Source organism: Kluyvera ascorbata ATCC 33433 (assembly GCF_000735365.1).
Classification (GTDB): domain Bacteria; phylum Pseudomonadota; class Gammaproteobacteria; order Enterobacterales; family Enterobacteriaceae; genus Kluyvera; species Kluyvera ascorbata.
Genome location: NZ_JMPL01000001.1, coordinates 1 through 25,581 on the forward strand (window position 1 = coordinate 1; position 25,581 = coordinate 25,581).

The 25,581-nt window shown below is 53.3% G+C and carries 23 protein-coding genes and 1 other RNA gene; 15 read left to right on the top strand and 9 right to left on the bottom strand.

Annotated features, from left to right (window positions below; genetic code table 11):
- Window positions 1–37: 37 nt before the first annotated feature.
- The 6 genes from GKAS_RS00005 to GKAS_RS00025 all read right to left on the bottom strand — a co-directional run bounded on the left by GKAS_RS00005 (window position 38) and on the right by GKAS_RS00025 (window position 6,623).
- Entirely contained in the window at window positions 38–1,363 is a 1,326-nt protein-coding gene (locus GKAS_RS00005) for an SLC5/6 family protein (protein ID WP_035891018.1), read from the bottom strand.
- 547 nt (window positions 1,364–1,910) lie between these two features.
- An RNA gene (gene rnpB / locus GKAS_RS23425) (RNase P RNA component class A) lies at window positions 1,911–2,291 on the bottom strand.
- Window positions 2,292–2,323: 32 nt separating this feature from the next.
- Complete coding sequence (gene garK, locus GKAS_RS00010) at window positions 2,324–3,469, bottom strand: glycerate 2-kinase (RefSeq protein WP_035891022.1); 1,146 nt, start codon at window positions 3,467–3,469, stop codon at window positions 2,324–2,326.
- Between the two features lie 95 nt (window positions 3,470–3,564).
- Entirely contained in the window at window positions 3,565–4,455 is an 891-nt protein-coding gene (gene garR, locus GKAS_RS00015; protein WP_035891024.1) for a 2-hydroxy-3-oxopropionate reductase, read from the bottom strand.
- Window positions 4,456–4,485: 30 nt separating this feature from the next.
- Window positions 4,486–5,256, bottom strand: coding sequence for a 2-dehydro-3-deoxyglucarate aldolase (garL, locus tag GKAS_RS00020; RefSeq protein WP_035891260.1), 771 nt, complete (start codon window positions 5,254–5,256; stop codon window positions 4,486–4,488).
- A 26-nt stretch (window positions 5,257–5,282) separates the two neighbouring features.
- Window positions 5,283–6,623 carry an MFS transporter gene (locus GKAS_RS00025; protein ID WP_035891026.1) on the bottom strand — a complete coding sequence of 447 codons (1,341 nt, stop codon included), beginning with the start codon at window positions 6,621–6,623 and terminating at the stop codon, window positions 5,283–5,285.
- Window positions 6,624–7,035: 412 nt separating this feature from the next.
- On the opposite strand from GKAS_RS00025, the gene garD reads away from it, so the two are divergent.
- Window positions 7,036–8,607 (top strand): galactarate dehydratase, encoded by a 1,572-nt coding sequence (gene garD / locus GKAS_RS00030; RefSeq protein WP_035891028.1) that lies wholly within the window; start codon window positions 7,036–7,038, stop codon window positions 8,605–8,607.
- 54 nt (window positions 8,608–8,661) lie between these two features.
- Here the strand turns inward: garD and GKAS_RS00035 are convergent, their stop codons facing one another.
- Window positions 8,662–9,471 (bottom strand): DeoR family transcriptional regulator, encoded by an 810-nt coding sequence (locus GKAS_RS00035; protein ID WP_035891030.1) that lies wholly within the window; start codon window positions 9,469–9,471, stop codon window positions 8,662–8,664.
- A 268-nt stretch (window positions 9,472–9,739) separates the two neighbouring features.
- Here GKAS_RS00035 and kbaZ point away from each other — a divergent pair, with 268 nt between their 5' ends.
- The 10 genes from kbaZ (at window position 9,740) to GKAS_RS00085 (ending at window position 19,965) form a co-directional block, all read left to right on the top strand.
- Entirely contained in the window at window positions 9,740–11,017 is a 1,278-nt protein-coding gene (kbaZ, locus tag GKAS_RS00040) for a tagatose-bisphosphate aldolase subunit KbaZ (protein WP_035891032.1), read from the top strand.
- A 19-nt stretch (window positions 11,018–11,036) separates the two neighbouring features.
- Window positions 11,037–11,510: a PTS N-acetylgalactosamine transporter subunit IIB gene (agaV, locus tag GKAS_RS00045; RefSeq protein ID WP_035891033.1), complete on the top strand. Its 474-nt coding sequence runs from the start codon at window positions 11,037–11,039 to the stop codon at window positions 11,508–11,510.
- A gap of 10 nt (window positions 11,511–11,520) precedes the next feature.
- Window positions 11,521–12,300, top strand: a complete 780-nt coding sequence (agaW, locus tag GKAS_RS00050) for a PTS N-acetylgalactosamine transporter subunit IIC (protein WP_035891034.1) — start codon at window positions 11,521–11,523, stop codon at window positions 12,298–12,300.
- Window positions 12,290–13,168 carry a PTS N-acetylgalactosamine transporter subunit IID gene (gene agaE / locus GKAS_RS00055; RefSeq protein WP_035891035.1) on the top strand — a complete coding sequence of 293 codons (879 nt, stop codon included), beginning with the start codon at window positions 12,290–12,292 and terminating at the stop codon, window positions 13,166–13,168. The genes agaW and agaE overlap by 11 nt, the downstream gene beginning before the upstream one ends.
- A gap of 17 nt (window positions 13,169–13,185) precedes the next feature.
- The gene (gene agaF, locus GKAS_RS00060) at window positions 13,186–13,620 is read left to right on the top strand and encodes a PTS galactosamine/N-acetylgalactosamine transporter subunit IIA (protein WP_035891037.1); all 435 of its coding nucleotides are present in this window, start codon (window positions 13,186–13,188) and stop codon (window positions 13,618–13,620) included.
- Window positions 13,617–14,750 carry an N-acetylglucosamine-6-phosphate deacetylase gene (nagA, locus tag GKAS_RS00065; RefSeq protein ID WP_035891039.1) on the top strand — a complete coding sequence of 378 codons (1,134 nt, stop codon included), beginning with the start codon at window positions 13,617–13,619 and terminating at the stop codon, window positions 14,748–14,750. Before agaF ends, nagA begins: the two co-directional genes overlap by 4 nt.
- Window positions 14,751–15,051: 301 nt before the next feature.
- Window positions 15,052–16,206, top strand: a complete 1,155-nt coding sequence (locus GKAS_RS00070) for an SIS domain-containing protein (protein WP_035891041.1) — start codon at window positions 15,052–15,054, stop codon at window positions 16,204–16,206.
- Between the two features lie 12 nt (window positions 16,207–16,218).
- Window positions 16,219–17,091 carry a tagatose-bisphosphate aldolase subunit KbaY gene (gene kbaY / locus GKAS_RS00075; RefSeq protein ID WP_035891042.1) on the top strand — a complete coding sequence of 291 codons (873 nt, stop codon included), beginning with the start codon at window positions 16,219–16,221 and terminating at the stop codon, window positions 17,089–17,091.
- A 122-nt stretch (window positions 17,092–17,213) separates the two neighbouring features.
- On the top strand, window positions 17,214–18,785 hold the full coding sequence (gene malX, locus GKAS_RS00080; protein ID WP_035891043.1) for a maltose/glucose-specific PTS transporter subunit IIBC: 1,572 nt from the start codon (window positions 17,214–17,216) through the stop codon (window positions 18,783–18,785).
- A 13-nt stretch (window positions 18,786–18,798) separates the two neighbouring features.
- Window positions 18,799–19,965: a MalY/PatB family protein gene (locus GKAS_RS00085; RefSeq protein ID WP_035891046.1), complete on the top strand. Its 1,167-nt coding sequence runs from the start codon at window positions 18,799–18,801 to the stop codon at window positions 19,963–19,965.
- Window positions 19,966–20,009: 44 nt separating this feature from the next.
- Here GKAS_RS00085 and GKAS_RS00090 read toward each other — a convergent pair whose 3' ends face one another.
- Together GKAS_RS00090 and rsmI are read right to left on the bottom strand one after the other, a co-directional pair.
- On the bottom strand, window positions 20,010–21,011 hold the full coding sequence (locus GKAS_RS00090; RefSeq protein ID WP_035891048.1) for a Fic family protein: 1,002 nt from the start codon (window positions 21,009–21,011) through the stop codon (window positions 20,010–20,012).
- 2 nt (window positions 21,012–21,013) lie between these two features.
- Window positions 21,014–21,877, bottom strand: a complete 864-nt coding sequence (gene rsmI / locus GKAS_RS00095) for a 16S rRNA (cytidine(1402)-2'-O)-methyltransferase (protein ID WP_035891050.1) — start codon at window positions 21,875–21,877, stop codon at window positions 21,014–21,016.
- A 62-nt stretch (window positions 21,878–21,939) separates the two neighbouring features.
- Between rsmI and GKAS_RS00100 the strand changes: the two genes are divergently transcribed.
- The 4 genes from GKAS_RS00100 to dolP are packed head-to-tail and all read left to right on the top strand — an operon-like array spanning window position 21,940 to window position 25,572.
- Window positions 21,940–24,033, top strand: a complete 2,094-nt coding sequence (locus tag GKAS_RS00100; RefSeq protein ID WP_035891052.1) for a penicillin-binding protein activator — start codon at window positions 21,940–21,942, stop codon at window positions 24,031–24,033.
- Window positions 23,991–24,380 (top strand): YraN family protein, encoded by a 390-nt coding sequence (locus GKAS_RS00105; protein ID WP_035891054.1) that lies wholly within the window; start codon window positions 23,991–23,993, stop codon window positions 24,378–24,380. Before GKAS_RS00100 ends, GKAS_RS00105 begins: the two co-directional genes overlap by 43 nt.
- Window positions 24,381–24,396: 16 nt before the next feature.
- Window positions 24,397–24,987, top strand: coding sequence for a DnaA initiator-associating protein DiaA (diaA, locus tag GKAS_RS00110; protein WP_035891056.1), 591 nt, complete (start codon window positions 24,397–24,399; stop codon window positions 24,985–24,987).
- Window positions 24,988–24,996: 9 nt separating this feature from the next.
- Entirely contained in the window at window positions 24,997–25,572 is a 576-nt protein-coding gene (gene dolP / locus GKAS_RS00115; RefSeq protein WP_035891058.1) for a division/outer membrane stress-associated lipid-binding lipoprotein, read from the top strand.
- The last annotated feature ends 9 nt before the right edge of the window (window positions 25,573–25,581 follow it).

Genomic DNA, 25,581 nt, shown 5'->3' on the forward strand with positions numbered 1-25,581 from the left:
CATTGTTACTTCAACCATATTCGTTACCACGCGTAAATCAGGAGAATGCCAGGAATGGAGAGACGCAGAGCAGCAGGCCGGTAATGATGATAATCACCAGCGAGACGCCTTTGTATTTGTGTAGCGCCGGAACTTTGTAGACCAGCCAGGCCGGAATCAGGCAACCCACCATGCCGAAAATCGGGCTACAGATAGAGGTGAAGCTCAGCACCGGCGCATTGAGCACAATGGCGCTCCAGGCCAGCAGGATGGCGAAGATCATAATCCCGCGCTGAACCAGCTTCTGATTGATTTTGTCTTCCGGCATTTTGCGGCGCAGCAGGTTGATAACAATCCCCTGCGTCGCTTCGCGAAAGCCCAGATAAACGCCAAAGAACGCGGTCATCACGGCAAAGATATTGAGGATGACGCTCACCACGGTGACCCATGCACCCGCGCTGCCATTAATAAACTGGGCGGCAATCGCCAGCGCCGAGATGTTCTGCTCATAGGCTTTCACCGCTTCATCGTGGCCCATCGCCAGCGTAAAGGAGACGGCGTAGAAGAAGACCACCACGAACAGAATACCGAAGGCAATGTTCATCGCCCGCAGCGCTTTGTGGCGCGCCACTTCGCGGGATTTCTCCTTTGAGCGATAAGAGATAACCATCGGGCTCAGGGTCTGAATAAACAGGATAGAGGTCAGGGTAAATGGCAGCGTAATGATGGCGTTTTTAATCAGCAACCCCATCGGCGGCAGCGTGCCGGCGTTGTACAGATGCCACATCCCCACCATCGATACACCCAGCGCCGCCACGACCAGCAGCTTAGTCAGCACCATAAAGCTGGAGACTTTAAACAGCAGCTTTTCACCGCGCGACGAAATGGCCACCAGCACGCAGATAAGCACCAGACCATAGAATGGGTTTTCCGAGAGCAGCCCATCGGTGACGCCGAAAGTATGCAGATAAGAGGCGCTGTCGTTGGTAATCGCCGTGGAGTAAACGAACATCCAGATAACCAACATGATGAAGTAGAGCGCGCCGAGCAAGATCCCCCAGTTTTTGCCGAGGTAGCCGCTGATAACGCTCGGGTAGTCTTTACACTCCGGTGATTCAGCAAGCGTATTAATAAACAGACGCTGGAACAGGTACATCGCCGGGTAGCCGACGATGGAGGAGAGCAGGAAGACCCACAGTCCCATCAGGCCAACCTGAACGGGTAAGAACACGATCCCCGCCCCGATAGCCATCCCGATACTCATAATGACCCAGCCAACGTCGGTACTGTCGAATTTTATTGCCTCCTGCCATTCACTTTCTGACATGCCCGCTCGAGCGGCCGCAGACGACGTCTGTGCGGGTGCAACTGAGATTGTTTCCATAACAAATTCTCACTCTTAGTGTGTAGGGGTTTATTGTTTTATTACAGTTTGATGTTCCGGATAGTCCGAATATTACAGGCTTATTCACTGCCTTTTTTAGAGTAAGAAAATGATAACGCGGGTTCAGGAGAAAAAGCTTGCAACTCTTTACGTAGGGAAACGCTGAAAATAGAAAATATTCCTATGATTAGCGCAAAATTAACCAATGTATTTCTCTTTTACTAATAAAAGAGAGATTTCGGTGGTTTTTGCTTTCGAATGGATAATTATAATTAATTGTTTTTTAAGTAATTTTAACTTGATAATGATTTCTGAGACGTTGAGCGCTGCGAGGGTTTTGTGAGATAGCACAACGCGCCATGTTAATAAGATGTGACGTTAAAGAAAGGCAAAAAATGATGGCTATCACACCAACGCCTCGATTTAGTGAATAACTCCATTGTTTGTATGGATATGGTAAACAATCAGAATATTACGCTACGATGCAGAGCGTGCTTTGCCAGATGCTGAAAAGCAAAAACCCCGCCGAGGCGGGGTTTTCTTTAAAGAGTGAAACTGACCGATAAGCCGGGTTCTGTCGTGGACAGTCATTCATCTAGGCCAGCAATCGCTCACTGGCTCAAGCAGCCTACCCGGGTTCAGTACGGGCCGTACCTTATGAACCCCTATTTGGCCTTGCTCCGGGTGGAGTTTACCGTGCCACGGACTGTTACCAGCCGCGCGGTGCGCTCTTACCGCACCCTTTCACCCTTACCTGATCCCGCTTGCGCGGGCCATCGGCGGTTTGCTCTCTGTTGCACTGGTCGTGGGCTGTTACACCCCCCAGGCGTTACCTGGCACCTTGCCCTATGGAGCCCGGACTTTCCTCCCCTCCGCCCGTCTCCCCCGAAGAGGACGACGACGAAGCGGCGACTGTCTGGTCAGCTTCGGCGCGAAGTATAGAGGGTTTGCGCGTCGATGTCACCCTTCGATCCGCATCCCGACCTGAATTGTGGCGGCGATGTTCCGGGAAGTGTGGTAAATATTCTCCGCCGCATCGCGGAAGGCTTCTTCCAGTGAACCAATGCGGTTCAGCACGCTGAATACCGAATCAATCCCGTACTGGTGTACCATGCCAACATCGCGCGTCAGGCTACCGGCAATACCGATAACCGGCTTGTGGTACTTCTTCGCCACGCTGGCCACACCTACCGGCACTTTGCCGTGAATGCTCTGGCTATCGAGGCGGCCTTCACCGGTCACCACCAGCGTGCAATCATGGATATGTTCTTCAAGGTTCAGCGCCTGGGTCACAATCTCAATGCCGCTGCGCAGCTCCGCGCCGAGGAACGCCATCAGCGCCGCCCCCATCCCGCCAGCCGCGCCGGAACCAGGCACTTCTTTTACGTCAATGCGCAGCGATTTCTTAATCGCGTCCGCGTAGTGCGCCAGATTACGATCCAGCTCGACGATCATCGCCTCCGTCGCTCCTTTCTGCGGGCCAAAGATACAGGATGCGCCAAAAGGTCCGGTCAGCGGGTTCGTCACATCGCAGGCCACGCGAATCGCGCAGTTTTTCAGGCGAGCATCAAGTCCTGAAATATCAATATGGTTGAGGCTCATCAGGCTACCGCCACCAAAACCGATTTCCGTGCCGCTGGCATCGCACAGCTTCGCGCCCAGCGCCTGCACCATACCGGCGCCACCGTCATTGGTTGCGCTGCCACCAATGCCGATAATAATGTTTTTCGCCCCGCTCTCCAGCGCCTGAAGGATCAGCTCCCCGGTGCCGTAAGAGGTGGTAATCAGCGGGTTGCGCTGCTCTGGCAGCACTAATGCCAGACCGCTTGCCGCCGCCATTTCAATAAAAGCGGTATTCCCGTCGCCGGAGATCCCCCACTGTGCTTCCACGGCTTCGCCAAGCGGACCGGTGACCGTTGACGTCACTGAACGACCCTGCGTTGCCGCAATCATCGCCTCAACCGTTCCTTCTCCACCGTCGGCGACCGGCACTGACACGAATTGCGCTTCCGGAAAGATTTCCCGAAATCCTTTTTCTATGGCCTGAGCTACCTCAGTGGCAGAAAGGCTTTCTTTATAAGAGTCTGGGGCGATTACGATTTTCATATCTGAGCCTATTAGCGCACGACGCCGGAGGGCGTTTCACAGCTCCGGCCTACCCTGTAAGCCCGGCACGCAATGCGCCACCGGGCACAACGTCCTTAGCGAGTGACTTCCACTTTCGCCAGTTTTTCGTAATAGCACGCCAGAGCGCTATGGTCGGCGGTTCCAAGACCATCTGCACGCAGCGCCTGCATCATCTCCATCACCGCGGCAGTCAGCGGCAGCTGCGCGCCCACGCCGTGCGAGGTATCCAGCGCATTCGCCAGATCTTTAATGTGCAGGTCGATACGGAAGCCCGGTTTGAAGTTACGATCCATCACCATCGGTGCTTTCGCATCCAGCACGGTGCTGCCCGCCAGTCCGCCACGAATCGCCTGATAGACCAGATCCGGGTTAACGCCCGCTTTGGTCGCCAGCGTCAGCGCTTCAGACATTGCCGCAATGTTCAGCGCCACGATCACCTGGTTTGCCAGCTTGGTCACGTTGCCCGCACCAATATCGCCGGTATGCACCACGGAACCCGCCATCGCTTTCATCAGATCGTAATACTTATCGAAGATGGCTTTATCACCGCCGACCATCACCGACAGCGTGCCGTCGATAGCTTTTGGTTCACCGCCGCTCACCGGCGCATCGAGCATATCAATGCCTTTCGCCTTCAGCGCGTCGCTAATTTCACGGCTGGCCAGCGGTGCAATCGAGCTCATGTCGATAAGCACGGTGCCCGGCTTCGCGCCTTCGATAATGCCGTTTTCACCCAGCGCCACTTCTTTCACGTGTGGCGAGTTTGGCAGCATGGTGATGATCACATCACACTGTTCAGCAATCGCTTTTGCCGTGGTCGCCGTTTCAGCACCGGCGGCAATCACTTCGGCAATCGTTTCAGGATTACGGTCAGAAACCACCAGCGAGTAACCCGCTTTCAGCAGGTTTTTACTCATCGGTTTACCCATGATACCCAGGCCAATAAAACCAACTTTCATCGTCATTTCCTCAAATGTGTATGTATTCGGTGGTGGTTACTTCTTGAAGGCGTCAGCCAGCTTCTGCGTACCGGCACGGAACACGCCGAGATCGCTGCCAACCGCCACAAAGGTCGCGCCCCACTCCAGATAGCGGCGCGCATCGGCTTCTACCGGTGCCAGAATGCCGCTTGGCTTACCGTGCGCTTTGGCACGGGCGAAAATATGTTGAATCGCCTGCTGCACTTCCGGGTGAGAAGCGTTACCCAGATGGCCTAACGCCGCGGCCAGGTCGCTTGGGCCAACGAAGATGCCATCTACGCCTTCAGTGGCGGCAATGGCATCAACGTTGTCGACGCCCAGCTGGCTTTCGATCTGCACCAGGATGGTGATGTTTTTATTGGACTGCGCGAAGTAATCCGGCACGGTGCCAAACATGTTGCCGCGATGAGAAACGGACACGCCGCGAATGCCTTCTGGCGGATAACGGGTCGAAGAGACCGCCTGTGCGGCTTCTTCTTCGGTTTCCACAAACGGAATCAGGAAGTTGTAGAAACCGATATCCAGCATGCGCTTGATAATCACCGGCTCGTTGGTCGGGATACGCACAACCGGTGCGCTCGCGCTGCCTTTTAAAGCCATCAGCTGCGGGATGAGCGTCGTCACGTCGTTCGGCGCATGTTCACCGTCCAGTACCAGCCAGTCGAAACCGGCCAGTCCTAACACTTCAGTGCTGATTGGGCTGGAGAGTGCGGACCAGCAGCCAATCTGAACCTGTTTTGCCGCCAGCGCAGCTTTGAATTTGTTAGGGAAAATCGCGTTATCCATTTTCATTACCTTAAGTTAGTCGTGGCTTACTTACGCAGTTCCAGACGTTTGATGTCGCCAACCACGAACAGGTAGCAAACCATCATCATCAGCGCAGAGCAGCCTACAAAAATCAGTGCGCCATTAAAGGAGTGCAGCTCACTCACGATATAGCCAATCACCAGCGGCGTGACGATAGACGCCACGTTACCGAAGACGTTAAACAGCCCGCCGCACAGCCCTACAATCTCTTTTGGCGCCACGTCGGAGATAACCGGCCAGCCGAGTGCACCAAAACCTTTACCGAAGAATGCCAACGCCATCAGGGTAACCACCAGCGCGGTGTTATCGGTGTAGTTACACAGAATAATCGTCGATGCCAGCAGCATGCCCAATACGATAGGCAGCTTACGGGCAAAGGTCAGCGTACAGCCACGACGAATCAGGTAGTCGGAGAACAACCCGCCCAACACGCCACCGGCAAAGCCGCACAATGCAGGAATAGACGCCACGAGCCCTACTTTCAGAATCGACATGCCTTTGTCCTGCACCAGGTAAATTGGGAACCAGGTGAGGAAGAACCACGTAATGGTGTTCAGGAAGTACTGACCGAAGAAGATCCCTAACATCATACGGCTGCTCAGCAACTGCTTGATGTAATCCAGCTTCGGACCTTTTGCCGCATCGCTGCCCGGCTTTTTATGGTCCATATCGACCACGGCACCGTTATCCGCAATGAACTTCAGCTCATCTTTGGACATGCGCGGATGGTCGGTTGGGTTATGGACGAACTTCACCCACATCCCGGTCAACACGAAACCAATCACACCCATCACGGTAAAGACGTGCTCCCAGCCCCAGGCGAAGGTTAACCAGCCCAACAGTGGCGAGAACAGCGCTAAAGAGAAGTACTGCGCGGAGTTAAAGATAGCGGACGCCGTGCCGCGCTCTTTGGTCGGGAACCAGGCCGCTACGATACGGGCGTTAGCCGGGAAGGAAGGCGCTTCAGAGAAGCCCAGCATAAAGCGCATGAAGAACATTGAGACGCCCGCCCATGCCAGTGGGAAGAAGCCAACAAAGCCCTGCAGGAAAGTAAACAGCGACCAGAAGAACAGACTATAGGTATAGACTTTCTTCGAACCAAATTTATCCAGTAACCAACCACCGGGGATCTGCATGAGCAAATAAGCCCAACCGAACGCAGAGAAGATGTACCCCATTTCGACCGCGCTCAGACCCAGCTCTTTTGCCACCGACGTACCGGCGATGGAGAGCGTGGCGCGGTCCGCATAGTTAACGGCCGTAACAATGAAAATAACTAAAAGAATTAAATAACGGGTATGCATTCCTTTTGTTGATCCAGAAACATCAGCTGTATCGTGTATCATTTTATTATCCTCGGGCACAGAGAACCTTAATTATATTTTTATTATTAAGGTCTATTTCGCTGATTATTTATTGATAACTGGCAATCTTAATCAATCGATAATACGCCATGAAATCGAGATTCAGTATAATCAGGAAACGATAGCCATACATTGTGCAAAAACACAATTTAATAGCCTTATAAAATCTTTTAGTTATTCATATGCACATAACACTGGGCGCTGATGCACAATTTCAATTTTTGATACCCTTGCGCCACAAGGCATGACGACAATAGGTGATCTTTATCACATTTTTAGATTCCAACACCTGACATGCTTTATTCCATAATCAAAGTGTTCTTATTTTCCACATTGAATAACCTGACACTTATAACATTTATTATTTTACCCACTGGCTGGAGAATGCTGGACAATGGCTAACATCGAAATCAGACAAGAATCGCCGACTGCCTTTTATATTAAAGTGCACGATACAGACAATGTCGCGATTATTGTTAACGATAATGGATTAAAAGCAGGAACCCGCTTTCCTGACGGTCTGGAATTAATTGAGCATATTCCTCAAGGGCATAAAGTGGCCCTGGTGGATATTCCCCACAATGGCGAAATTATCCGCTACGGTGAGGTCATCGGCTACGCCGTTCGCGACATCGTCAAAGGGAGCTGGATTGATGAGTCCATGGTTATTCTGCCGAAGGCACCGCCGCTGAATACCTTACCGCTGGCAACCCGAGTGCCAGAGCCGCTGCCGCCGCTGGAGGGCTACACTTTCGAAGGCTACCGCAACGCCGATGGCAGCGTGGGTACCAAAAACCTGCTGGGTATTTCAACCAGCGTACACTGCGTGGCGGGCGTGGTGGATTATGTGGTCAAAATTATTGAACGCGATCTGCTGCCCAAATACCCCAACGTCGACGGCGTGGTTGGCCTCAATCACCTGTACGGCTGCGGTGTGGCGATCAACGCCCCGGCGGCCATCGTGCCCATTCGCACCATTCACAACATCGCCCTGAACCCTAACTTTGGCGGCGAAGTGATGGTTGTGGGCCTCGGCTGTGAAAAATTACAGCCAGAGCGTCTGCTTCAAGGTACCGAAGATGTAGAGAGCATCCCGGTCGACAGCGCCAGCATCGTACGTTTGCAAGATGAACAGCATGTTGGTTTTCGCTCAATGGTCGACGACATTTTGCAGGTGGCCGAACGTCACCTGGAAAAACTCAACAAGCGCCAGCGCGAAACCTGCCCGGCCTCTGAACTGGTCGTCGGCATGCAGTGCGGCGGAAGCGATGCGTTCTCCGGCGTGACGGCAAACCCAGCGGTAGGCTACGCGTCTGACCTGCTGGTGCGCTGCGGCGCAACCGTGATGTTCTCGGAAGTAACCGAAGTGCGTGACGCCATCCACCTGCTCACGCCGCGCGTCATCAACGAAGAAGTGGGCAAACGCCTGCTGGAAGAGATGGCCTGGTACGATAACTATCTCGATATGGGCCAGACCGACCGCAGCGCCAACCCGTCTCCGGGCAACAAGAAAGGTGGACTGGCAAACGTGGTGGAAAAAGCGCTGGGCTCTATCGCTAAATCCGGCAAGAGCGCCATCGTGGAAGTGCTTTCACCAGGCCAACGCCCAACCAAGCGCGGCCTGATTTATGCCGCCACCCCGGCAAGCGATTTTGTCTGCGGCACCCAACAGGTCGCTTCCGGCATTACCGTACAGGTCTTCACCACCGGCCGCGGTACGCCGTACGGTCTGATGGCCGTACCGGTCATCAAGATGGCCACCCGCACCGAACTGGCGAACCGCTGGTATGACTTAATGGATATCAACGCCGGGACCATTGCCACGGGCGAAGAGACGATTGAGGATGTGGGCACGAAGCTGTTTGAGTTCATTCTGGACGTGGCGAGCGGGCGTAAGAAAACCTTCTCGGATCAGTGGGGTCTGCATAACCAGCTGGCGGTGTTTAACCCGGCTCCGGTGACTTGATTACGTGATATTCAAGAAAAAGGTTATCGGGAGGCTATCATGCCTCCCGATTTTTTATGCACTCACTAAAATCACGTCAATGCCCTGCCGACGCAACCCTTCCAGACTTTCATTCGGCACGCCCTCATCAACAATAATCACATCAATACGCTGGGTATCAATGATCTTATGCAGGCTGGAGCGGTTAAATTTCGTGGAGTCCGTGACGACGACAATGCGCTCAGCCACTTCACACATCCGGCGGTTAAGCCGGGCTTCGTCTTCATTATGCGTGCTGATGCCGCGCTCGAGATCAATGGCATCGACGCCAAGGAACAGAATGTCGAAGTGATAATTCTGTAACGACTGCTCCGCCTGGTCGCCGTAAAACGACTGCGACTGACGACGCAGGTGGCCACCGGTCATCAGCAGCTCAACGCCTTCTGACTCCAGCAACGCATTCGCGACGTTCATGCCGTTAGTCATGGCAATGACGTCCGTATGCTGGCGCATCAACCGTGCAATCTCATAGGTAGTGGTACCGGAGTCAAGAATCACGCGATGGCCGGGTTTAATCAGCTCAACGGCGGCTTTCGCGATGCTACGCTTCACCGCCGTATTCAGAGAGCTTTTGTCTTCGACAGAAGGTTCGGTCGCTGGCGTATTGCTATCGCAGATGAGTGCGCCGCCATATGCGCGCACGGCAATGCCCTGCTTTTCCAGGAAGGCAAGATCGTTACGGATCGTTACCGTCGATACGCCGAACCATTCAGAAAGATCGTTTACCTGCACGCTACCCTGCTGCCGCAACCGCTGGATAATCTGCTCGCGTCTTTCACTGGTTCCCGTCACACGCTTATCGGCAGAAGAGTCGGTGTTGCTCATAAAGATTCCTTTGATTGATTCTTTCGTTTCATTTCTTTTTGCTTATTAACACCTTTCTTTTCTCGGAATGCAAGCCTTAAAAAGGCCTCGCATGGCGACAAACCCCCTCAACACACCTTTCATTTTGTTTCTTTTGTGAAACAGATCCGAAAATGGAAATCTTTCATTTTATTTTTAAATCCACGTAACGCAGTATTAAATGAAACAAAACGAAAGATAAGTATCATTACAATCTGAGTTGGAGAGGAAAGTGAAATATCTTACAACTATGGTGGAGCAGCACAAACGGGGAAAAACAAACGGAATTTATGCCGTTTGTTCCGCGCATCCACTGGTCCTGGAATCCGCCATTCGTTATGCCCAGGCAAAACATTCTCCGCTGCTCATTGAAGCAACGTCGAACCAGGTCGATCAGTTCGGTGGCTATACCGGCATGACCCCGGCTGATTTTCGCCGCTTTGTCTGTGAGTTGGCTGACTCACTGAACTTCCCGCAGGATCGCCTGATTCTGGGGGGCGATCACCTTGGCCCTAACCGCTGGCAAAACCTGCCGGCCGATCAAGCAATGAATAACGCCGACGATCTGATTAAAAGGTATGTGGAAGCTGGCTTTAAAAAGATCCACCTCGATTGCAGCATGTCCTGCGAGGGCGATCCCGTTCCATTAACCGATGCGATCGTCGCCGAGCGCGCTGCTCGTCTGGCTAAAATTGCCGAGCAAACCTGTGCTGAACACTTTGGTGAATCGGATCTTGTTTACGTTATTGGCACAGAAGTTCCCGTCCCTGGCGGTGCCCATGAAGCATTAACTGAACTCGCCGTCACGACGCCTGATGCCGCTCGTGCCACGCTGGAAGCGCACCACCATGCGTTTGAAAAGCAAGGGTTGGATGCCATCTGGCCACGCATCATTGCGTTGGTTGTCCAGCCGGGCGTTGAGTTTGACCACACCCACATTATTGATTATCAGCCGCAGAAAGCGGTTGCGCTAAGCAAGATGGTGGAAGCCTATGACACGCTGGTCTTCGAAGCACACTCCACGGATTATCAAACACCGCACTCGCTGCGTCAGTTAGTGAAAGATCATTTCGCTATTTTGAAAGTTGGCCCTGGGCTGACCTTCGCCCTGCGCGAAGCGCTGTTCTCACTGGCGGCGATTGAAGAAGAACTGCTTCCCGCCAAAGCCTGCTCTGGCCTGCGCCATGTTCTTGAAACCGTGATGCTCGATCGCCCGGAATACTGGCAAAGCCACTACCACGGTGATGGCAACGCTCGCCGTCTGGCTCGTGGCTATAGCTACTCTGACCGCGTTCGCTACTACTGGCCAGACAGCCAAATTGATGAAGCCTTTGAAAGACTGGTGCGCAATCTGGCGGACGAACCCATTCCCTTGCCGCTCATTAGCCAGTACCTCCCTTTACAGTACGTAAAAGTCCGCGAGGGAGATCTCAACGCTACACCGCGTGAACTCATCATTAACCATATTCAGGACATACTTCAGCAGTACCACGCCGCCTGTCAGGGCGTTCCGTCTCATAACGAATAACAACAAAGAGGAAAGCGCTATGCCAAATATCGTACTCAGCCGCATCGATGAAAGACTGATTCATGGTCAGGTCGGCGTGCAGTGGGTCGGGTTTGCGGGGGCAAATCTGGTATTGGTCGCCAATGACGAAGTCGCAGAAGACACCGTGCAGCAAAACCTCATGGAAATGGTACTGGCTGAAGGGATAGCCGTGCGTTTCTGGTCGCTACAGAAAGTTATCGACAATATTCACCGCGCTGCTGACCGACAGAAAATCTTACTGGTGTGCAGAACGCCAGCTGATTTTCTCAAGCTGGTTGAAGGCGGCGTTCCCGTCACCCGCATCAACGTAGGCAACATGCACTACGCCGAAGGTAAACAACAAATTGCCAAAACCGTTTCTGTCGACGCCAATGATATCAACGCGTTCAACGGCCTGAAGGCCGCCGGAGTGGAATGCTTCGTTCAGGGCGTTCCGACAGAACCTGCTTTGGATCTCTTTAAACTACTTTGAGGGATTCACAATGGAAATTAGTCTGTTACAGGCTTTTGCACTAGGCATTCTCGCCTTTATTGCAGGCCTGGATATGTTCAACGGGTTAACGCATATGCACCGCCCGGTAGTGCTGGGCCCACTGGTTGGTCTGATTCTGGGCGATCTGCACACCGGTATTCTTACCGGCGGTACGCTGGAGCTGGTGTGGATGGGTCTGGCACCGTTAGCCGGTGCCCAACCGCCTAACGTCATTATCGGTACCATTGTCGGTACAACGTTTGCCATTACCACCGGCGTGAAGCCTGATGTTGCCGTCGGCGTTGCGGTGCCGTTTGCCGTCGCCGTGCAAATGGGCATTACTTTCCTGTTCTCCGTCATGTCCGGCGTCATGTCCCGCTGCGACCGTATGGCGGCCAATGCCGATACCGCAGGTATTGAACGGGTCAACTATCTGGCTCTGCTGGCGTTAGGCATTTTCTACTTCCTCTGCGCTTTCCTGCCGATTTACTTCGGCGCGGAACATGCGAAAACCGCCATTGATGTCCTGCCAGAACGTCTGATTGATGGGCTGGGCGTCGCGGGCGGCATCATGCCAGCGATCGGTTTTGCCGTGCTGCTGAAAATCATGATGAAAAACGTCTACATCCCTTATTTCATCATTGGTTTCGTTGCCGCAGCCTGGCTCAAGCTTCCGGTCCTGGCCATAGCCGCCGCCGCGCTGGCCATGGCGCTCATTGACCTGCTACGTAAATCCCCTGAACCGACTCAACCTGCGGCACAGAAAGAGGAATTCGAAGATGGCATCTAATCAACAGACCCTGCCGAGTGTTTCCGATAACGATGAGACGCTGCTGACCGGAGTTAACGAAAACGTTTATGAAGATCAGCGCATTGGCGCAGATCTGACTAAAAAAGATATTAACCGCGTGGCCTGGCGTTCCATGCTGTTACAGGCCTCTTTTAACTATGAACGTATGCAGGCTTCCGGCTGGCTTTATGGCCTGCTGCCCGCGCTGAAAAAGATCCATACCAACAAGCGCGACCTCGCCCGTGCCATGAAAGGCCACATGGGTTTCTTCAACACCCACCCGTTCCTGGTGACCTTTGTGATTGGCATTATTCTGGCGATGGAGCGTTCGAAGCAGGACGTGAACAGCATTCAAAGCACTAAGATTGCCGTAGGCGCGCCACTCGGCGGCATTGGCGATGCCATGTTCTGGCTGACGCTGCTGCCTATCTGCGGCGGCATTGGTGCGAGCCTGGCGCTTCAGGGTTCCATCCTCGGCGCGATTGTCTTCATTGTGATGTTCAACGTGGTGCATCTCGGCCTGCGTTTTGGTCTGGCCCACTATGCTTATCGCATGGGTGTCGCGGCGATTCCGCTAATCAAAGCCAACACCAAAAAGGTGGGACATGCCGCATCAATCGTCGGTATGACCGTCATCGGCGCGCTTGTTGCCACCTACGTTCGTCTGAATACCACGCTTGAAATTAAAGCGGGTGATGCCGTCGTCAAACTGCAGGCTGATGTTATCGATAAGCTGATGCCGGCCTTTTTACCGCTGGTGTATACCCTGACCATGTATTGGCTGGTTCGTCGTGGCTGGAGCCCGCTGCGCCTCATCGGCATCACCGTTGTACTGGGTGTCGTCGGTAAATTCTGCCACTTCCTGTAAAACAAAAGAGGTCTGAGATGTTGGGAATTATTTTGACCGGGCATGGCGGATTTGCCAGCGGAATGGAAAAAGCGATGAAGCAGATCCTCGGCGAACAAACGCAGTTTATCGCCATCGATTTTCCAGAAACCTCCACCACCGCGCTGCTCACGTCGCAGCTTGAACAAGCCGTAAACACGCTGGATAGCGAGGACAGTCTGGTGTTTCTGACCGACCTCCTTGGCGGCACGCCATTCCGCGTGGCCTCAACGCTGGCGATGCAAAAACCCGGCAGAGAGGTGATTACCGGCACTAACCTGCAGCTCCTGCTGGAAATGGTGCTGGAGCGTGAAGGCCTGAGCAGCGAAGACTTTCGCCTACAGGCGCTGGAGTGTGGGCACCGCGGCCTGACAAGCCTGGTTGATGAGCTGGGGCGCTGTCGTGAAGAGGTTCCAGCAGAGGAAGGGATATGACGCAAATCCTTCGCGCCAGACGCTTGCTGACGGAACGGGGCTGGCTTGACGATCATCAGATAAGCATTGATGACGGTATCATTACCGCCATCACTCCCATACCTTCAGGCAGCCCGCAGCGCGATGCTGAGCTGCTTTGTCCAGCCTACATCGATACCCACGTCCACGGTGGTGCGGGTGTCGATGTCATGGATGAAGCACCGGACACGCTCAACAAGCTGGCAATGTATAAAGCGCGTGAAGGGGTGGGTAGCTGGCTCCCCACCACCGTTACAGCTCCGATTGAGCAGATCCATCGCGCGCTGGAGCGTATTGCCCAATGCTTCCATGCTGGCGGCCCTGGTGCTCAGGTTTTAGGTAGCTATCTTGAGGGCCCTTACTTCACACCACAGAATAAGGGCGCTCATCCTCCTGATTTGTTCCGGGAGTTGGACATCCACGAGCTGGATAAACTAATAGCCCTCTCGCAGGGCACGCTGAGGGTGGTCGCCCTCGCGCCGGAAAAACCAGGCGCGATACGGGCTATTCAACATCTTAAACGACAAGGCGTGCGGGTAATGCTGGGGCATAGTGCGGCAACCTGGGCGCAGACCAGCGCCGCTTTCGATGCTGGAGCAGACGGTCTCGTGCACTGCTATAACGGTATGACCGGCTTACACCATCGGGAACCTGGCATGGTCGGTGCGGGGTTAACCGACCCGCACGCGTGGCTCGAACTGATTGCTGACGGGCACCACGTTCACCCAGCCGCGATGAAACTCTGCTGTTGTTGTGCAAAAGATCGGGTCGTATTGATTACCGATGCCATGCAGGCTGCGGGTATGCCTGACGGCCCCTACACGCTGTGCGGTGAAAAGGTCGAGATGCGCGGCGGCATTGTACGAACCGTTTCCGGCGGTCTGGCAGGGAGTACGCTCTCGGTGGATGCCGCCGTGCGTAATATGGTTGAGCTCGCCGGGGTTTCTCCTGAAGAGGCAATCCATATGGCCTCTCTGCACCCAGCCCGCCTTCTGGGGGTAGACCAACAGCTTGGTTCACTACAGGCAGGTAAACGCGCCAGTATTATCGCCCTCGACGGCGGGCTGCATGTGCAGCGCGTTTGGATTCAGGGTCAGCACCTCTCCTTTTAACCCGCCTTTACGATGAGATTACCTGGCCTTCGTTCATCGAACGAAGGCCTTTCTTTTCCTTTCTTTTAATCAAACCACTAATCCGCTAATGGTTTTATCTATGCATTACAAATCAATAAGATAGAAAACAACAGCGTTTCATTGATCACAGTTTTCGTTTTATTTCATTTTGCATCATTGAACTTTCGATTTCTTTTCTATAGATTTTAATTAACTGATACGCGAAAAAGTGAAACGAAACGAAAGACAACGACATTTTGCCTGCGTCGGATGTGGACTTCACAAGACTAAGGACTGAGTTATGCCAGAAATCTATACCCCCGCGCCCGCTGCAACCGGTACCTGGACCGAAGAAGAGATCCGCCAGCAGCCTAACAGCTGGATCCGCTCACTGAATAATATCGCCAGCATCCGATCCGATATTGACGGGTTTCTTGCACCATTACTTTATAAGCACGATCTGCGGATCGTACTGACCGGAGCTGGTACCTCTGCATTTATCGGCGAGATAATCGCCCCCTGGCTCGCCAGCCATACCGGCCAGAACATCAGTGCAGTACCAACCACCGATCTTGTCACTAACCCAATGGATTACCTGAACCCGGCGCATCCGCTGCTGCTGGTCTCTTTTGCTCGCTCCGGCAATAGCCCGGAGAGCGTCGCCGCCGTTGAACTGGCGAATCAATTCGTACCTGAGTGCTACCACCTGTCGATTACCTGCAACGAAGCAGGCAGCCTGTATAAAAACGCGGTCAATTGCGACAACGCGTTCGCTCTGCTGATGCCAGCAGAAACCCACGATCGCGGCTTTGCCATGACCAGCAGCATCACCACGATGATGGCAAGCTGTTTGGCCGTGTTTGCACCCCAGGTCATCAATAGCGAGACCTTCCGCGACGTCGCCGACCGCTGCCAGGCCATCCTGACCTCACTGGGTAACTTCAGCCACGGTGTCTTCGGCCACGAAGCCTGGAAACGAATCGTCTATCTCGGTAGTGGTGGATTACAAGGCGTTGCGCGTGAGTCAGCCCTGAAGGTGCTCGAGCTTACGGCCGGTAAACTGGCAGCATTCTATGACTCACCAACCGGTTTCCGCCACGGGCCAAAATCACTGGTCGATAGCGAAACGCTTATCGTGGTGTACATCTCTAGCCACCCTTACACGCGCCAATACGATCTGGATCTCCTTGCAGAGCTTCGCCGCGATCGACAGGCAATGCGCGTGGTCGCGATTGCGGCGGAAACGGATGCCGTCATCGAAGCCGGCCCGCATATTCTACTACCGCCAGCACGTCACTTTATCGATATGGAGCAGGCATTCTGCTTCCTGACGTACGCCCAGATCTTTGCCCTGACGCAGTCAATTCATGTTGGTAATACGCCAGATACCCCATCCGCCAACGGCACGGTTAACCGTGTAGTACAAGGCGTTGTTATTCATCCCTGGTTGGCTTAAGAGGAATACATCATGAGCATTATTTCTACCAAATATCTTCTGCAAGACGCCCAGGCAAAAGGCTACGCGGTGCCTGCATTCAACATTCATAACGCAGAAACTATCCAGGCAATTCTCGAAGTTTGCAGCGAAATGCAGTCGCCGGTGATCCTGGCCGGCACGCCAGGTACGTTTAAACATATTGCGCTGGAAGAGATCTATGCGCTGTGCCGCGCTTACTCCAATACCTACGATATGCCGCTGGCGCTTCATCTTGATCACCATGAATCCCTGGATGATATCCGCCACAAAGTGAATGCTGGCGTACGTAGCGCCATGATTGATGGCAGCCACTCTCCGTTTGAAGAGAATGTGAAGCTCGTGAAATCGGTAGTGGATTTCTGTCATGCCCATGATTGCAGCGTAGAGGCTGAACTCGGACGTTTAGGCGGCGTGGAAGACGACATGAGCGTCGATGCGGAAAGTGCTTTCCTGACCGACCCTATGGAAGCAAAACGCTTTGTCGAACGTACTGGCGTAGACAGCCTTGCCGTCGCCATTGGCACTGCGCATGGCCTCTATACCAAAAAACCAAAAATCGATTTCCAGCGCCTGGCGGAGATTCGTGAAGTGGTTGATATTCCGCTGGTGCTGCATGGCGCAAGTGATGTACCGGATGAATATGTGCGCCGCACCATCGAGCTCGGCGTGTGTAAGGTCAATGTCGCGACCGAATTGAAAATAGCTTTCGCTGATGCAGTCAAAGCGTGGTTTATTGAAAACCCACAGGGGAACGATCCGCGTTATTACATGCGCGTCGGTATGAACGCTATGAAAGAAGTGGTGCGCAGTAAAATCAATGTATGCGGTTCTTCTCAACGGTTGTTACCTACGCTGCATGATTAATATCCGTTAACAGATTTACTCATAAAATATATTAATAACAACTTACCTCTCATTTTGAAAAGGTCATGATTAATTTCTCATGACCTTCATATTATACTAATGGAAATAATGGAGTACTCTACATGACACAGGACAATTCCATAAAGTCACGAGTATGGGAGTTTTTTCAAAGCCTCGGCAAAACATTTATGTTCCCCGTCTCCTTATTGGCGTTCATGGGATTATTATTAGGAGTCGGCAGTTCAATTACTAGCCCTTCAACAATTAAAAGCTTCCCATTTTTAGGTGGTGAGCTAACACAATTAACTTTTGGATTTATTGCTACCGTCGGGGGCTTTGCTTTCACCTATTTACCGGTGATGTTCGCCATCGCGATTCCATTCGGCATGGCAAAAAGAAATAAAGCAGTAGGCGCTTATTCAGGATTTGTCGGCTATATGCTGATGAATATGAGCATTAACTATTATCTGACAGCCACCCATCAGCTTGCCGATGCCGCTACCATGAAACAGGTAGGACAGTCGGTTGTATTGGGTGTACAGACGTTAGAAATGGGGGTGTTAGGCGGTATCATTGCCGGGGTAATCACCTATTTTCTGCACGAGCGCTTTCAGGACACCGTATTGCATGATGCCTTTGCCTTCTTTGGCGGCATCCGCTTTGTCCCTATCATTACCTCACTGACGCTCTCCATCGTCGGCCTGGCACTCCCTATTCTCTGGACTTACGTGGCCATGGGTATTGCCGGTATTGGCCATATCATTCAAAGTACCAGCGTATTCGGCCCGTTCCTATACGGTGTAGGGGTGCTACTGCTCAAGCCTTTTGGACTCCACCATATTCTGCTCGCAATGGTACGTTTCACCCCTGCAGGCGGTATTGAAATGGTCAACGGACACGAAGTGGCTGGCGCGTTAAATATATTCTACGCTGAGCTTAAAGCTGGCCTGCCGTTCAGTCCACATGTTACCGCATTTTTATCACAAGGCTTTATGCCGACCTTTATTTTTGGTTTACCTGCCGTCGCCTATGCTATTTATCGCACGGCGAAACCAGAAAATAGACCTATTATTAAAGGGCTGTTACTTTCCGGCGTGTTAGTTTCTGTGATTACCGGTATTTCCGAACCTATTGAGTTTTTATTCCTGTTTATCGCACCTGCGCTATATGTATTCCATATTATTATGTCAGGCCTGGCATTAATGGTAATGGCAATTCTTGGTGTTACCATTGGTAATACCGATGGCGGCATTCTGGATCTGTTAATTTTTGGCGTGATGCAAGGAACATCAACCAAATGGTACTTACTGTTCCCGGTCGGCGTGGTCTGGTTTGCCGTCTACTTCCTGGTATTCCGCTGGTACATCTTAAAACACAACATTAAAACACCGGGCCGTGAAGATTCATCTGATGGTGCTGCGCAGGCTGTCGCTGCAAACACTAAAGCCCGAGGTAAATCGAAATACGACCATGGCGTGATTTTAAATGCGCTCGGCGGCAAAGAAAACATCAGTTCCCTGGATAACTGTATCACCCGACTTCGCCTGGTCGTGAAGGACATGACAAAGGTCGATCAGCAGACCTTAAAAAATGCGGGTGCACTTTCCGTGGTCGTTCTCGATGCGCATAGCGTGCAGGTAATCATCGGCCCTCAGGTACAGAGCGTAAAAACCGGCATTGAAGCCTTAATTTAATCAGGAGTTAGCCATGTTCGATTTCGATAAAATCATCGAGCGTAAAAGCGATAAGTGTCGTAAATGGGATCATCAATTTGTCTGCTCTCGCTTCGGTGAAGTTCCGCAGGACTTTATTCCGCTGTGGATTGCCGACATGGATTTCACGTCACCTCCTGCGGTTATCGAAGGCTTCCAGCGTATTGTTGAGCACGGGACTTTTGGTTACACCTACAGTTTTGATGAATTTTACGATGCCGTGATCGGATTTCAGCGCGACCGTCATTATGTCAACGTCGAACGAGACTGGATAACACTCAGCTATGGCACCGTCTCGACGCTCCACTATCTGGTGCAAGCCTTTTGCCAGACGGGTGACTACGTCATGATGAATACGCCGGTCTACGATCCTTTCGCCATGGCAACACAGCGCCAGGGCGTTCAGGTTCTGGCGAATCCGTTGAAGATTGAAGATAATCGCTATCACCTGGACTTTACGCTTATCGAAACCCAGCTTAAGCAGCACAAGCCTAAACTGTGGTTTCTGTGCTCGCCGCATAATCCGTCCGGGCGCATATGGACGCAGGGTGAAATTCGTCAGGCATCCGAGTTATGCCAGCGCTATGGCGTTATTCTGGTGGTTGATGAGGTTCATGCTGAACACCTTCTGGAAGGTGAATTTACCAGCTGTCTGGCCTCTGGCTGCGCCGCGCAGGATAATCTGATCCTGCTAACCTCACCCAATAAGGCGTTTAACCTGGGGGGGCTAAAGACCTCTTATTCCATCATCCCGGACAAGCATCTGAGAGTGCGCTTCCGTCAGCGCCTGGAACAGAACTCCATCACCTCTCCGAATATTTTTGGAGTATGGGGGATTACGCTTGCCTATCAGCATGGGCTGCCGTGGCTTGATGCACTCAATGACTATTTACGTAGTAACGCCCACTATCTTGCCGATACTATTCAGACGCATTTCCCGGCATGGAAAATGATGACGCCGGAGTCATCTTATCTGGCGTGGATTGATGTCAGCGGCAGCGGCTGCACCGCAAGCGAAGTGGTGAATCATTATGCTCGCCACGCGGGGGTGATCATTGAGGACGGCAGTCATTATGTTCAGGATGGGGAACGCTTTATTCGCATTAACTTCGGTACACAGCGGTACTGGCTGGAGCGAGCGATAGAGAGGATGCAAAAGTAGTATTAAGTGAAAACCACACCCTTAGGGTGTGGTTTTCACAGAAACTAACATATCCGCCAGATGCCACCTTTAGTGGCGCCAATACGCTGTAGTGCCCCTTTTTGCTGTAATACCTTAAGGTATCGCTCAATCGTTCTCGCTGAAACACCGCATTCCTGGGCCATATTCTTTGCCGAACTCGCAGGTCGGACGGATAAAATCTGTAAAATCTGTTTTTCTATTGCAGTGAAATCGATAACACTTTCTTCCGACATTTCTTCCGACATTTTTTCCGACATTGCCGCCGGTTTTTCCAGCCCTTCTTTTAGCGCAGCAGCGATGTTTTCCAGCATAAACGCAATAAACAGCGTGCAATCACTCTGTCGATCGCACTGCCCCAGCACTTGATAATAACGATCTTGTTGGTAATGAATAAGCGTCTCAACAGGCAACCAACCAAGCTCACGACGCCACTCGCTGAGAATCAACGTCTGCCACAGGCGCCCCATCCGTCCGTTACCATCGGCAAAAGGGTGAATAAATTCGAACTCGTAGTGGAACACTGCGCTAGCAATTAGCGGATGAATATCTGTTGTTTTCAGCCACTGCAGCAGTTCATCTATCAAACGTGCAATTTGCGAGGCGGGTGGTGCCATATGGACCAGCTTCTGACCACGATAGACACCAACATCGCCTGCGCGTAGCTGGCCAGGGGCATCAACCAGCCCCGTCATTAAGATCCGATGTGCTTTGAGCAAATCCGGTAAACGATGGCTTTTCCATTCCGACATATGGTCATAAGCCAGAAGGGCATTTCTGACTTCCTGGATATCTTTCGCCGGTGCTAGCACTCGCTTCCCTTCCATCAACGCAGTGACCTGCCCGGCAGTGAGAGAGTTGTGCTCAATGGCCAACGAAGCCTGAATAGTACGAATTCGGTTTTCTTTACGCAGCAAAGGAGATGCCCAACCCGCCATCGAAGCCCAATGGCCCATTAACTCACCAATCTCAACAACCTGGCTGAGTATTCCTGGGCTAATGACAAACGGTGGTTGGTAGGCGCTCATCCTTACTCCCCCTGCTGCTCCAGCGCATACTTATACAGCGCATTCTTCTTCACGCCGTGGATTTCCGCCGCCAGCGCCGCCGCTTTCTTCAGCGGCAGCTCAGCCTGCAGCAGCGCCAGCGTGCGCAGCGCATCGGCAGGCAGTTCGTCTTCCTGCGCTTTGTGCCCTTCAACAATCAGCACCATCTCACCTTTACGGCGGTTTTCATCTTCCTTGACCCACGCCAGCAGTTCACCCACCGGCGCACCGTGAATGGTTTCCCAGGTTTTGGTCAGCTCACGAGCCAGCACCACGTAGCGAGATTCCCCCCAGACGGCGACCATATCTTCCAGGCTGTCGAGCAGACGGTGGGTGGATTCGTAATAAATCAGCGTGCGCGGTTCCGCTTCGATAGCCTTCAGCGTATCGCGACGGCCTTTTGACTTGGCTGGCAGGAAGCCTTCGTAGCAGAAACGGTCAGATGGCAGACCGGCGGCGCTCAGGGCGGCAATCGCCGCGCACGGGCCCGGCAGCGGCACCACGCGGATACCCGCTTCACGGCAGGTGCGCACCAGATGGTAGCCTGGGTCATTGATGAGCGGCGTACCGGCATCGGAAACCAATGCGATGTTCTGCCCTTCCTTCAGTTTTGCCACCAGCGTTTCGGCTTTTTGTTGCTCATTGTGATCGTGTAAGGCAAACAAACGGGCGTTAATGGCGAAGTGTTGCAGCAATAAACCCGTATGGCGAGTGTCTTCAGCCGCAATTAAATCAACAGCTTGCAATACTTCGAGCGCTCGTTGGGTAATATCAGCCAAATTTCCGATAGGAGTAGGTACAATAAAGAGTTGGCCTTGAGAATTATCCGCCGATTCGTGTTGTTTCATTGTTTCGTCCGTATTGCCGATTTAATATTGAGCATTGCGTAAAAAATATTACTGGATACAGAATGGTACCCTCAACATTTTCTCGTATGAAAGCCGCGCGCTGTCTGCCGGTACTCCTGGCAGCGCTGCTGTTTGCAGGCTGTGGCACCCAGGCCCCCGATCAGAGTGCAGCCCAACTTCAGGGCGCGACGCAGGCTGACTCCGGCTTTTATCTGCAGCAGATGCAGCAAAGCTCGAATGATAGCAAGACCAACTGGCAATTACTCGCCATTCGTTCATTACTGAAGGAAGGTAAGAGCCAGCAGGCGCTGGAGCTGTTCAATCAGCTTCCTCAGCAGTTGAACGCGGCTCAGCATCAGGAACAGGCGCTGCTGGCGGTGGAACTGAAGCTGGCGCAGAAAGACTACGCCGGGGCTCAGGCGCTGCTGCAAAAGCTGAAGGCCGATGATTTCGACAATGCGCTGCAGGCGCGCTTCTGGCAGGACACCATCAGCGCTGAGCAGGGTAAACCATCCCTGACGCTGCTGCGCGCCCTGATTGCCCAGGCGCCGCTGTTGACCACTCAGCCGGAAAAACAGCAAAACATCGATGCCACCTGGCAGGCGCTTTCCTCCATGACCAAGGAGCAGGCCAACGCGCTGGTGATCAACGCCGATGAGAACGTACTGCAAGGCTGGCTTGATCTGCAGCGCGTCTGGTTTGATAACCGTAACGATCCCGATATGCTGAAAGCCGGTATTAAAGACTGGCAGACCCGCTATCCGCAGAACCCAGGCGCGAAAATGCTGCCGTCGCAGTTGGCGAACGTGCAGAACTTTAAGCCAGCGTCGGTCAACAAAATCGCCCTGCTGCTGCCGTTAAACGGCCAGGCATCGGTCTTTGGCCGTACCATTCAACAGGGCTTTGAAGCGGCGAAAAACGGCACCATGCCGGTGAGCGGCAGCGCGGTACCTGAACAGGTCGCGCAGGCTGCGACCACTGCCGTAGTGAGCCCGTCTCAGGCAGAAGTGACCGATCTGACCACGCCACAAAATCAGGCCCCCGTTCAGGCTCCAGAAGCTGCGCCGGTTCAGGCCGCACAGACCAGTAGTGCAGCCGTACCAGCAACTCAGGCACCAGCGGCCGATGCAGCTCCAGCTCAAACACCGGCAGTTCAGCCCGTTGCTAGCGTGGCAGCAAACCCATCGGCAGAGCTGAAAATCTACGACACCTCTTCCCAGCCGCTGAACCAGATCCTGGCGCAGGCGCAGCAGGATGGCGTCAGCCTGGTGGTTGGCCCGCTGCTGAAAAACAACGTTGAAGAGCTGATGAAGAGCAACACCACGCTTAACGTGCTGGCGCTGAACCAGCCGGAAGCGGTGAGCAACCGCGCGAACATCTGCTACTTCGCGCTGTCGCCGGAAGATGAAGCCCGCGATGCGGCGCGTCATATTCACGATCAGGGTAAACAGTCTCCGCTGCTGCTGGTACCGCGCAACGCCCTCGGCGAACGCGTGACTCAGGCCTTCGCCGATGAGTGGCACAAAATCGGCGGCGGTACGGTCTTACAGCAGAAGTTTGGTTCACTGTCCGAGCTGAAAGGCGGCGTGAACGGTGGTTCCGGTATCTCGCTGTCCGGTACACCGGTTATCTCCGCGCAGTCTCAGCCGCAGGGCGTCACCATCGGTAACCTGACCATTCCAGCCGCACCGACCGACGCGCAAATCACCGGCAGCAGCAAAGTAGACGCGGCCTATATTCTGGCAACCCCGGAAGAGATCGCCTTCATCAAACCGATGATTGTGATGCGCAACGGCAGCCAGAGCGGCTCCATGCTGTACGCCAGCTCCCGCAGCGCACAAGGCACCGCTGGCCCAGATTTCCGTCTGGAAATGGAAGGCCTGCAGTACAGCGAAATCCCAATGCTTGCTGGCAGCAACCCGGCGCTGATGCAGCAGGCGCTGCGTGCGGTAAACAATGACTATTCACTGGCTCGTCTCTATGCCATGGGTGCGGATGCCTGGGCGCTGGCGAATCACTTTGCGCAGATGCGCGGCGTGCCTGGCTTCGAGCTGAACGGTAACACCGGCGATCTGAGCGCTACACCAGACTGCGTGATTAACAGGAAGTTATCATGGCTCAAATACCAGCAAGGGCAGATAGTCCCCGCCAGTTAACGACAAAACAGGTTGGCGACGCCGCGGAACAGCGCGCGCGTCGCTGGCTTGAAGGCCAGGGACTCGGCTTTATCGCCGCCAACGTGCGTGAGCGTAGCGGCGAGATTGATTTGATTATGCGAGAAGGAACGGTCACGGTTTTCGTGGAAGTTCGTTACCGCGCCTCGGGCGCATTCGGCGGTGCTGCCGCCAGTGTGACCCGGAGCAAACAAAACAAACTGTTACAGACTGCCCGCATGTGGCTTGCCCGCCATAATGGGAGTTTTGATACTGTGGATTGCCGTTTCGATGTGATAGCCTTCACGGGCAATGAAATCGAATGGTTTTCAAACGCTTTTAGCTCATAGAATGTAAAGGGATATCGTGCTCGAAAGAATCAAAGTGTGCTTCACCGAAAGCATTCAAACCCAAATCGCCGCGGCAGAAGCGCTCCCGGACGCCATCTCCCGAGCTGCGATGACCCTGGTACAGTCGCTGCTGAACGGCAACAAAATTCTCTGTTGTGGTAACGGTTCATCCGCCGCCAACGCACAGCATTTTGCTGCCTGCATGATTAATCGTTATGAAACAGAGCGTCCCGGTTTACCTGCGATTGCACTTAATTCCGATAATGTGGTCTTAACGGCAATAGCGAACGATCGCCTGCATGATGAAATCTATGCCAAGCAGGTGCGCGCGCTGGGCCACGCCGGTGATGTTCTGCTGGCTATTTCAACCCGTGGTAACAGCCGCGATATCGTGAAAGCGGTGGAAGCGGCTGTCACGCGTGACATGACCATCGTCGCCCTGACCGGCTATGACGGCGGCGAACTGGCGGGCCTGCTTGGGCAACAGGATGTGGAGATCCGCATTCCGTCGCACCGCAGTGCGCGTATCCAGGAGATGCACATGCTCACGGTAAACTGTCTGTGTGATTTGATTGATAACACCCTTTTCCCACACCAGGACGACTAAGGAGAACAAATGAAGGTAATTTCGACCCTCGCGGTCCTTATTTCCGCACTGCTGCTCCAGGGATGCATTGCAGCCGCCGTTGTCGGCACGGCTGCAGTCGGTACCAAAGCCGCAACTGACCCACGTACGGTAGGCACTCAGGTGGATGACGGTACGCTGGAAGTTCGTGTGAACAATGCCCTGTCTAAAGATGCACAAATTAAGAAAGAAGCGCGTATTAACGTGACCGCCTACCAGGGCAAAGTCCTGTTGACCGGTCAGGCACCGGATCTAAGCCTGGCTACCCGCGCGAAACAGATAGCCGTGGGCGTTGATGGCGCAACTGAAGTTTTCAACGAAGTGCGCCAGGGGCAGCCGATTAGCCTCGGGACATCGTCTTCCGATACCTGGATTACCACCAAAGTCCGCTCCCAGCTGCTGGCGAGCGACCAGGTCAAATCCTCCAACGTGAAGGTCACCACCGAGAACGGTGAAGTGTTCCTGATGGGTCTGGTCACCGACCGTGAAGGTAAAGCGGCGGCCGATATCGCCAGTCGCGTTAGCGGCGTTAAACGCGTAACGACCGCGTTCACCTATATCCAGTAAGTCCTTACT

What these genes read in the sequence shown, in the direction of transcription:
- GKAS_RS00035 (WP_035891030.1), bottom strand. Translation starts at nt 9,471, where the DNA reads ATGAGCAACACCGACTCTTCTGCCGATAAGCGTGTGACGGGAACCAGT.
- GKAS_RS00005 (WP_035891018.1), bottom strand. Translation starts at nt 1,363, where the DNA reads ATGGAAACAATCTCAGTTGCACCCGCACAGACGTCGTCTGCGGCCGCT.
- nagA (WP_035891039.1), top strand. Translation starts at nt 13,617, where the DNA reads ATGACGCAAATCCTTCGCGCCAGACGCTTGCTGACGGAACGGGGCTGG.
- kbaZ (WP_035891032.1), top strand. Translation starts at nt 9,740, where the DNA reads ATGGTGGAGCAGCACAAACGGGGAAAAACAAACGGAATTTATGCCGTT.
- agaW (WP_035891034.1), top strand. Translation starts at nt 11,521, where the DNA reads ATGGAAATTAGTCTGTTACAGGCTTTTGCACTAGGCATTCTCGCCTTT.
- GKAS_RS00090 (WP_035891048.1), bottom strand. Translation starts at nt 21,011, where the DNA reads ATGAGCGCCTACCAACCACCGTTTGTCATTAGCCCAGGAATACTCAGC.
- agaF (WP_035891037.1), top strand. Translation starts at nt 13,186, where the DNA reads ATGTTGGGAATTATTTTGACCGGGCATGGCGGATTTGCCAGCGGAATG.
- GKAS_RS00025 (WP_035891026.1), bottom strand. Translation starts at nt 6,623, where the DNA reads ATGATACACGATACAGCTGATGTTTCTGGATCAACAAAAGGAATGCAT.
- rsmI (WP_035891050.1), bottom strand. Translation starts at nt 21,877, where the DNA reads ATGAAACAACACGAATCGGCGGATAATTCTCAAGGCCAACTCTTTATT.
- dolP (WP_035891058.1), top strand. Translation starts at nt 24,997, where the DNA reads ATGAAGGTAATTTCGACCCTCGCGGTCCTTATTTCCGCACTGCTGCTC.
- agaE (WP_035891035.1), top strand. Translation starts at nt 12,290, where the DNA reads ATGGCATCTAATCAACAGACCCTGCCGAGTGTTTCCGATAACGATGAG.
- GKAS_RS00070 (WP_035891041.1), top strand. Translation starts at nt 15,052, where the DNA reads ATGCCAGAAATCTATACCCCCGCGCCCGCTGCAACCGGTACCTGGACC.
- garD (WP_035891028.1), top strand. Translation starts at nt 7,036, where the DNA reads ATGGCTAACATCGAAATCAGACAAGAATCGCCGACTGCCTTTTATATT.
- GKAS_RS00100 (WP_035891052.1), top strand. Translation starts at nt 21,940, where the DNA reads ATGGTACCCTCAACATTTTCTCGTATGAAAGCCGCGCGCTGTCTGCCG.
- kbaY (WP_035891042.1), top strand. Translation starts at nt 16,219, where the DNA reads ATGAGCATTATTTCTACCAAATATCTTCTGCAAGACGCCCAGGCAAAA.
- garK (WP_035891022.1), bottom strand. Translation starts at nt 3,469, where the DNA reads ATGAAAATCGTAATCGCCCCAGACTCTTATAAAGAAAGCCTTTCTGCC.
- GKAS_RS00105 (WP_035891054.1), top strand. Translation starts at nt 23,991, where the DNA reads ATGGCTCAAATACCAGCAAGGGCAGATAGTCCCCGCCAGTTAACGACA.
- garR (WP_035891024.1), bottom strand. Translation starts at nt 4,455, where the DNA reads ATGACGATGAAAGTTGGTTTTATTGGCCTGGGTATCATGGGTAAACCG.
- agaV (WP_035891033.1), top strand. Translation starts at nt 11,037, where the DNA reads ATGCCAAATATCGTACTCAGCCGCATCGATGAAAGACTGATTCATGGT.
- garL (WP_035891260.1), bottom strand. Translation starts at nt 5,256, where the DNA reads ATGGATAACGCGATTTTCCCTAACAAATTCAAAGCTGCGCTGGCGGCA.
- malX (WP_035891043.1), top strand. Translation starts at nt 17,214, where the DNA reads ATGACACAGGACAATTCCATAAAGTCACGAGTATGGGAGTTTTTTCAA.
- GKAS_RS00085 (WP_035891046.1), top strand. Translation starts at nt 18,799, where the DNA reads ATGTTCGATTTCGATAAAATCATCGAGCGTAAAAGCGATAAGTGTCGT.